The organism is Ruegeria sp. AA6 (assembly GCF_056542865.1).
Window position 1 is genome coordinate 63761 of the sequence record NZ_JBQGAN010000020.1, and the last position, 6880, is coordinate 70640.

The window sequence follows — 6880 nt, forward strand, 5'->3', positions numbered from 1 at the left end:
CAGGTTTGCATTTGTTCGCCGCCCTTCTTCTCTTGCTCGCAGCGAAGGTCCATTTGTATAGATCTCGGATTTTCTGCTCCAACAAAAGGATTGGTCTCAAAGACCTCATCTTGCCAGTTCTTCTGAGCTGAAGCAGAGTTCATCAATGCGGATCGCCAAGAAGCGCATCAGAAGAAGAGCGCAAGTCCGGTCATTGAGACAACCAAGAAAAGTAGAGTCATGATTCCACCTGAGCGAACGAAATCGACCACCCGGTAGCCTGCCGGGCCCATGATCAACGCGTTCACTTGGTGTGTTGGGATCAAAAATGAGTTGGACGTTGATATTGCCACCGTGAGAGCAAACACAGCCGGATTGCCACCCGCGGATACGGCAATAGAAACTGCTAGTGGCACCAGCAGGACAGTTGCGCCTACATTGGACATGACCAGCGTGAACGCCGTTGCCAAAACGGCGATCCCTGCTTGCAAAGACCAGATCGGCCACCCCTTCAGAAGGGCCAACACATGCGCTGCAATCCAATCCGCAGTGCCGGTGTTCTGAACCGCCTGACCTAGCGGGATCAGTGAAGCGAGTAGAAAAACAGTACTCCAACTTATCGACTCGTAGGCTTCGTCAATCGAGAGCACACGGCTCAACACCATCCCAATAGCGCCGGTCAACAGGCACAATGACAAGCGCAGATCAGAGAATAGAATTAAGCTCAACGCTATTAGGAAGAAGGCGAGCGCCCATCCGACCTTGTGTGGTCGTAACTCTTCCTGGGGAAAATCCGAAGTTACGACGACAAAATCCCTGTCCGACTTAAGTCGTGTCAGACGGTCCCACTGCACGTGAACCACACACGTATCACCGGCCTGCAAAGGGACTTGCCCGATATGCGTGGCTGAATGATCCTCGGTTTCAACGTGGCTCAGTGTTTCTTCTCCGCGCTGAATGGCCAAAAGAGACAAACCATGTGTCTGACGGAGACGCAAATCAATCGGAGTCTGGCCGATCACTGAAGAACCGGGAGGAATAACAACCTCGGCCACCCCCGATTGGGTCGCGGCGAAATCATCCGCAAAGACATCTAGTTGGGGTAGGATCTCTAATCCGTAAGGCTCAGCAAACTGATGCTCAACCACCCGATGCAGGCCAAGCACTGCGAGCCGCGCAGGGGCTTCGATCTTGGTATCCGCCATCGGCGCGATAACCTTGTGGCCGCGATAGGATGTACCAAGAATGTACATGTTGTGGGCGACCATGACATCCGCGAGCGTTTGTCCAATCAAGATCGAGCCTTCTGGAACGCGAATCTCGAACATATCAGCTCTAAGACCATAGGTGTTTTCGACATAGGTCTGCATGGATCGAGCTGAGCTTGCGTCTTCTCCACGCTCCCGCTGCGCTGGGAGGACCCAACGACCAAAGAGCACAAAGTAAAGCACCCCTGTCAGCACCAGCATCACACCGATAGGCGTGACTGAAAACAACCCAAATGTCTCCATTTGTTGGTCAGCCGGAAGGGATGAGTTTGCTGAAACAATCAGGTCATTCAACAGGATGAGGGGCGACGACCCGACCAATGTAATCGTACCACCCAGAATCGCGCAAAACCCCATGGGCATCAGCAACCTACTCATCGGGATTTCCGTACGTGCTGAGATACGGCTAACAACGGGTAGAAAGAGCGCAGCAGCTCCAACGTTCTGCATGAAAGAGCTAATGACACCAACCGTTGTTGATATGATTGGGATGATCCGGGCCTCTGTCGTGCCACCATTCTTGAGGATCAAGGCCGCAACCTTTGACATAAGTCCGGTCTTATCAAGCCCAGCGCCAATTACCATAACTGCGATGATTGACATCACAGCGTTCGAGGAAAAACCTTCAAAGAGCCTGGAGACATCGGCAAGATTAGCTAGCCCCGGGAGATAGCTCAGTGCGCCAAGCAGCACCATTACAAGAATTGCTGCGACATCGATCCGTATAATCTCGGTAACAAAAAGTAAGACCGTAAAAGACAATAGACTCAATACGGCTATCATTTCGTAAGTCAGTGCTGGTAATTCCATATTGTACTCCCAACCTAACGTTACCTAACCAGCAGCAAATACGAAGGACCAACTCTGCGCCGCAGATAAGGCCAAAATCCATCAGGCCTTCTCACGCGGCTTGTTTTCTCGGATGTGGTATCTGCTGAAACCTGGATTTCGCCAACACAAAGAAATGCTGATGATAAACTCAAAAGCCTCTCTTAATCACCGCAATCGGAGGGAAGCAGTCCATTCGCAGACTTGTGATAGATCCCCGCTTCCAGAATTGATATTGCCGTACCTGCGAAATGAGCGCGTCCAAACCGGCGCGCTCACTCTATTTTTTATTGCCTGTCACTAAGGAGTTAAGAGTGATGCATCACTCTGCGGCAACAGCTTCCTCTTCTAGCGCTGGGTAGTCGGTGTATCCTTTTTCGTTACCACCGTAGAGGGTAGTTGCATCCAGCTCATTCAGCGAGGCGTCTTTCTCCAGCCGACTGACAAGATCCGGGTTGGAAATGAACGGTCGGCCAAAAGCCACCAGATCGACGGCACCGGTCTCAACCGATTCAATCGCCATTTCGCGATCATAAGCGTTGTTGCCCATTTTCGCACCGTCAAACAATTCATAGAGCGCCTTTAAATCGCCACCTTCAGGAATATCGCGCGGGCCGCCGGTCTGTCCTTCCACGAGATGGAGATAGGCCAACCCATAGCTATTCAACAATTTGATCGCATGGGAGAACGTCGCCTGCGGGTCGCTGTCGGAGATGTTGTTGGCGTCCGAGAACGGGCTGAGGCGAACACCAACGCGGTCGGCGCCCCACACGTCGACAACCACGTCCATGACTTCCTTCAGGAATCGCGCTCTGTTCTCGACAGGACCGCCGTAATCGTCTTCACGCCTGTTGGACTCGTCCCGCAGGAACTGATCGATCAGATATCCATTGGCTGCGTGGACCTCGACACCGTCGAAACCAGCCTCTTTGGCGTTTTCCGCGGCCCTCCGGTAGTCGGAAACAATGTCCGCAATTTCTTCGATGGCCAGAGCCCGCGGTTCCGAAGTTTCGACAAACTGCTCACCATCAAAGGTCATAGCCTTAGCGCCAATTGCGGATGGCGCAACAGGGGCGCCGCCATCCTGCTGCAAGCTGTAATGCGAAATCCGGCCAACATGCCAAAGCTGGATCACAATCTTGCCACCCTCAGCATGGACGGCTTCAGTCACTTTTTTCCAGCCGTCGATCTGTGCTTGGGAATAAATGCCGGGCGTCCAAGCATAACCTTTGCCTTGGGGCGAGATTTGCGAAGCTTCCGTTATGATCAGACCAGCACCCGCCCGCTGCGCATAGTACTTGGCCTGCAATTCATGGACGCTGTCATCCTTGGCTCTTGCCCGGTTGCGGGTCAGTGGCGCCATGACAACGCGGTTTTCAGTTCTATTGCGCCAGCTTTGATGCCGGAGAACAGTTTTTCATCAGCCATTGCTGCTTCCTTCTTTAGTAAACTTCGTTCAGATATTATTGGACCATTTAGTCCAATATTAGGGTCAATGCCCGTTGTTTGCATTTGTGTCAGGTTTCATTTCTTTATGGTGGCGGGAGGCCTTATGGCGAAATCACCAACCGGGCTTGTTTCAGGGTTTGCGATATCTGCTCAGCGGGAACGCCCGCCTTGCGCAAGGCTAGTGTTCCGATTGCAAGGGACGCAAAGGCGCGTGCCTTGTTGAGGGCCTGTCCCGGATCAGAAGGCTCAAGCGCTCTCGCAATAATCTCGTCAATATTCTCCAAATGCTGCCGCCCGAGAGCCGCCACTTCATCATCATGAGGAGCAAGTTCCGTCAGGCAGTTGATAAGCATGCAGCCATCACGGCCGCCTTGCGGGTTCGCCAAAGCTTCCATTATCGCACCAACAGGGTCATCTCCGCCTGCATCAGCAACGTCACGCAGCTCTTTCAAACCACGCCTTGAATAGTGGCTAAGGGCTTTGTGAAACAAAGCCTGCTTGTTGCCGAACGCACCATAGAAGCTAGACCGACTCAAACCCATGGCCTTGGTCAGATCGTCCAGGGACGCGGTCTCGTAGCCCTTGTGCCAAAATACGCACAAGGCTTTTTCCAATGCCTCAGCTTCGTCAAAGGCACGAGGTCTACCTGGACCTACGGATGGCTTGATGTCGCCATTTGGGAGAGTTTCTTTGCTCATGCGGATGATTTGGAATGATTGGTCCAGAAATTCAAGGTGGCGGTAGGGAATTTTTGGAATGGTCAGTCCGTATTGTGTCCAGAGAAAGGAATTTAGGTCGGTAGAAATACAAAACCTCCCCATCCCGCTTGGTGTCACGCTAATCTTAGGATCAGGACTGTTTGTCTTTTTGCGAGAGTGTCAAACGAGGAGGATCGTGATCGTAGAAAAGAGAGCCCGCGCTCGGTACTAGTTTCCAACACTGGACAGAGTGACTGGCGGCTTTGTCCAACGCGCTGATGTTGATCACTCACAAACCAGAGATTGGTTCGGTAGATTCATGGCCAATGCCCTCATCTTGTGAGGATTACCACTCCAATGAGTAACAAAGCCAGGAATTCAGAACTGGTTTTACGAGCATCAGAACGGCGGGTCATCGTAAGCAAACCAACAATAATTTCAGAGCGCTAGGTAAAAAAGCGAGGTTAGCTGAAGTTTAATTTGCCCAATGTGAACTTCTTAACTTTGGTTAGAATGGTTTTTTGGCAGTATCGTTTCATGAGTTGTTAGTGAGTTCAGTGAGTAAGTAGATGTATTTGCACAAATTCGAGGGGCATTGTTGCGCGGTCAATGACATCCGGATGGATGATTTTGCGCGTGAGTATCCGTTGCTGGACGATGTAGGCGTGCACGCACGATGGCAGAAGGGCTCCTGGCAGATCACGCGGATAGCCGACATCTGGACACGAACCGGGAAGGTACTTTCTTTGCCTTACAAAGGAGCCAACGCCTATCCATCTTTCCAGTTTGCTCAGGATGGAACCCCGCTTCCTTTGATGGAAAAAGTGTTGAAAGCCCTGCCACGTGAAATGACCCCGTGGCAATGCGCGTTCTGGTTAACCTCACCCAAACTGGAACTCGGAGGGGAAAGCCCGGCAAATCGCATTCAGACCGGAGATGATTGCATAGTCGGTATCGCAGGCGATGCTGGTGGTCTGATGGCAGCTTAGTGTTAGCTTTTGGTCAGTCATACGTCGTACAGCATCTGGCAAATTCATGTCTCCCCTGCTTTTTCTGCCTCCGGCAAGAATAGCGAGATCAGGGCACTTAAATGTCCATTCTCTTCTGAGAATTCAGAGACAATACCAAGCAGCCCATCCAAAATACGAATGGCCAAGAGCGTACTGAAATACGGGTACTAACTAGGTCTTTGAATATCGATACCCGTTGGAGAAAATCCCACCGACAAGTACAACTGCTCTGCAAATCTGTTATCTGCCGCTACGCGTAGCGGAAACTCAACAAACTCGGTTTCTGCATATTTCTGTCAAACAGACTTCACCGCTCAAATACAGCCATCATCTGCCTGCGCAATCGCGCCAGATCCTCATCCACACTAGCGGTAGGATCGCACGTAAATGTTGGTAAAGCCTCCACACGGATCGTCCCGCTGCGCGGTAAATGTTTGCCGCGTGGAAGTAGACTATCGCTGTCGTGGATGACAATAGGGGTGATCGTGCGGCCGGTTTCTCGGGCGACTAATACAGCACCCGCCTTAAAGTCCCCTAGCGATTCTGTTTTGGCCCGGGTGCCTTCTGGGAATAGCACAATGGAACAACGGGCAGGCATTTCCCTGACAACCTTTGTCAGCGTATCCATGGCCGTTGAACCGGAATCCCGGTTGATAGGGACGAGACCCGCTCCATCAAAACCAGTACGCAGGAGTTTGCTGTTCCAGAACTCTGATTTCGCCGCGAAAGTGAACCATTTGGTGTCGGGCACCACATGCATGAGACTGAAGCCATCGAGATGGCTACGGTGGTTAACCACGATGATGCTGTTGGTGTCGGCGGCGAGGACATTCTTTTCCTCAGGACGCATCTCGACGCGGATGCTGAGGAGCCACAGCAGGCGGGAACATGACCGTTTCACCAGGCGCCAATACCAACCCCGAAACCCTCTGCGCCGAACGCAAAGAAGAGGGGCAAAGGCCACGAAGAGGAAATAAAACAGGCCGATAAGAACCAGTATAGCGCGCTTGATAAGGCGTATTGGCAATGGGTCAATGGCGCGAGTAGCGCGGTCTTGACCGTTAGGTGAAAAGGGCATGACGTCCTCTGATAGGGCCTGTGGCTGGTGCGTAAGCCATGAATAAAGGCCACCGGAGGTCCTCCGGCAGCGCTTTGACATGCGCCACTTGCGAAGGAAGACAGCCACCGCACACCTCTCTATCTGTCGAAGTCAGTACCAGATCAATGAGAAAAGACGACGTAGCGGAATGTATCTTGGTGCTTCAGTCTGACTTGAGTAACAACTGACCGGCCTTGGCATAGAATATCGGTAAGAGCCCAAAGTTACATCATCGGTCGAGAGCATCCGCAATTAGTTTGGCAAAGGTTCGGAGCTCGTTGTTCCCCGGATTCGGGATTGGTTTGAAGGTGATTACTTCTTGCTCGATGTAGCGTCGCGAGGTGACATCGTACTTGTCGAGAAGCGGTATCAGATGCGCATGAGCATGGGCGACATCACCACCCGAGAATTGAAATGCCACACGCTTCCTAGACCCGAAACCAGCACCATACCGGAAGCCAAACATTTCATCTGACGCACTACTTTGGCAGCTGGTTGGAAGGAGATATCAATTGCACTGATCATACCTGTAGTCCCCGTATTCCAGCC

Annotated in this window: 5 protein-coding genes and 1 pseudogene; 1 reads left to right on the forward strand and 5 read right to left on the reverse strand. The window is 52.0% G+C overall.

The annotated features are described in order from the left end of the window. Positions 1 to 167 precede the first annotated feature (167 nt). The 3 genes and pseudogenes from ACR0LN_RS18800 to ACR0LN_RS18810 form a co-directional block, all read right to left on the reverse strand. Positions 168 to 2057 carry an SLC13 family permease gene (locus ACR0LN_RS18800; protein ID WP_480431839.1) on the reverse strand — a complete coding sequence of 630 codons (1890 nt, stop codon included), beginning with the start codon at positions 2055 to 2057 and terminating at the stop codon, positions 168 to 170. A 340-nt stretch (positions 2058 to 2397) separates the two neighbouring features. After that, a pseudogene (locus ACR0LN_RS18805) lies at positions 2398 to 3503 on the reverse strand (alkene reductase). Positions 3504 to 3625: 122 nt separating this feature from the next. After that, complete coding sequence (locus tag ACR0LN_RS18810; RefSeq protein ID WP_480431840.1) at positions 3626 to 4360, reverse strand: TetR/AcrR family transcriptional regulator; 735 nt, start codon at positions 4358 to 4360, stop codon at positions 3626 to 3628. Positions 4361 to 4791: 431 nt separating this feature from the next. On the opposite strand from ACR0LN_RS18810, the gene ACR0LN_RS18815 reads away from it, so the two are divergent. Next, positions 4792 to 5211 carry a hypothetical protein gene (locus tag ACR0LN_RS18815; protein WP_170582966.1) on the forward strand — a complete coding sequence of 140 codons (420 nt, stop codon included), beginning with the start codon at positions 4792 to 4794 and terminating at the stop codon, positions 5209 to 5211. 328 nt (positions 5212 to 5539) lie between these two features. Here the strand turns inward: ACR0LN_RS18815 and ACR0LN_RS18820 are convergent, their stop codons facing one another. Both ACR0LN_RS18820 and ACR0LN_RS18825 read right to left on the reverse strand, forming a co-directional pair. Further along, a complete protein-coding gene (locus tag ACR0LN_RS18820; RefSeq protein WP_480431842.1) occupies positions 5540 to 6310 on the reverse strand; it encodes a lysophospholipid acyltransferase family protein in 771 nt (256 codons plus the stop codon). A gap of 390 nt (positions 6311 to 6700) precedes the next feature. After that, positions 6701 to 6880 (reverse strand): hypothetical protein (locus ACR0LN_RS18825; RefSeq protein ID WP_480431843.1); only part of this gene is annotated, 180 nt, incomplete at its 5' end.

Coding starts and splice junctions, on each gene's coding strand:
- ACR0LN_RS18820 (WP_480431842.1), bottom strand. CDS start 6,310: ATGCCCTTTTCACCTAACGGTCAAGACCGCGCTACTCGCGCCATTGAC.
- ACR0LN_RS18800 (WP_480431839.1), bottom strand. CDS start 2,057: ATGGAATTACCAGCACTGACTTACGAAATGATAGCCGTATTGAGTCTA.
- ACR0LN_RS18815 (WP_170582966.1), top strand. CDS start 4,792: ATGTATTTGCACAAATTCGAGGGGCATTGTTGCGCGGTCAATGACATC.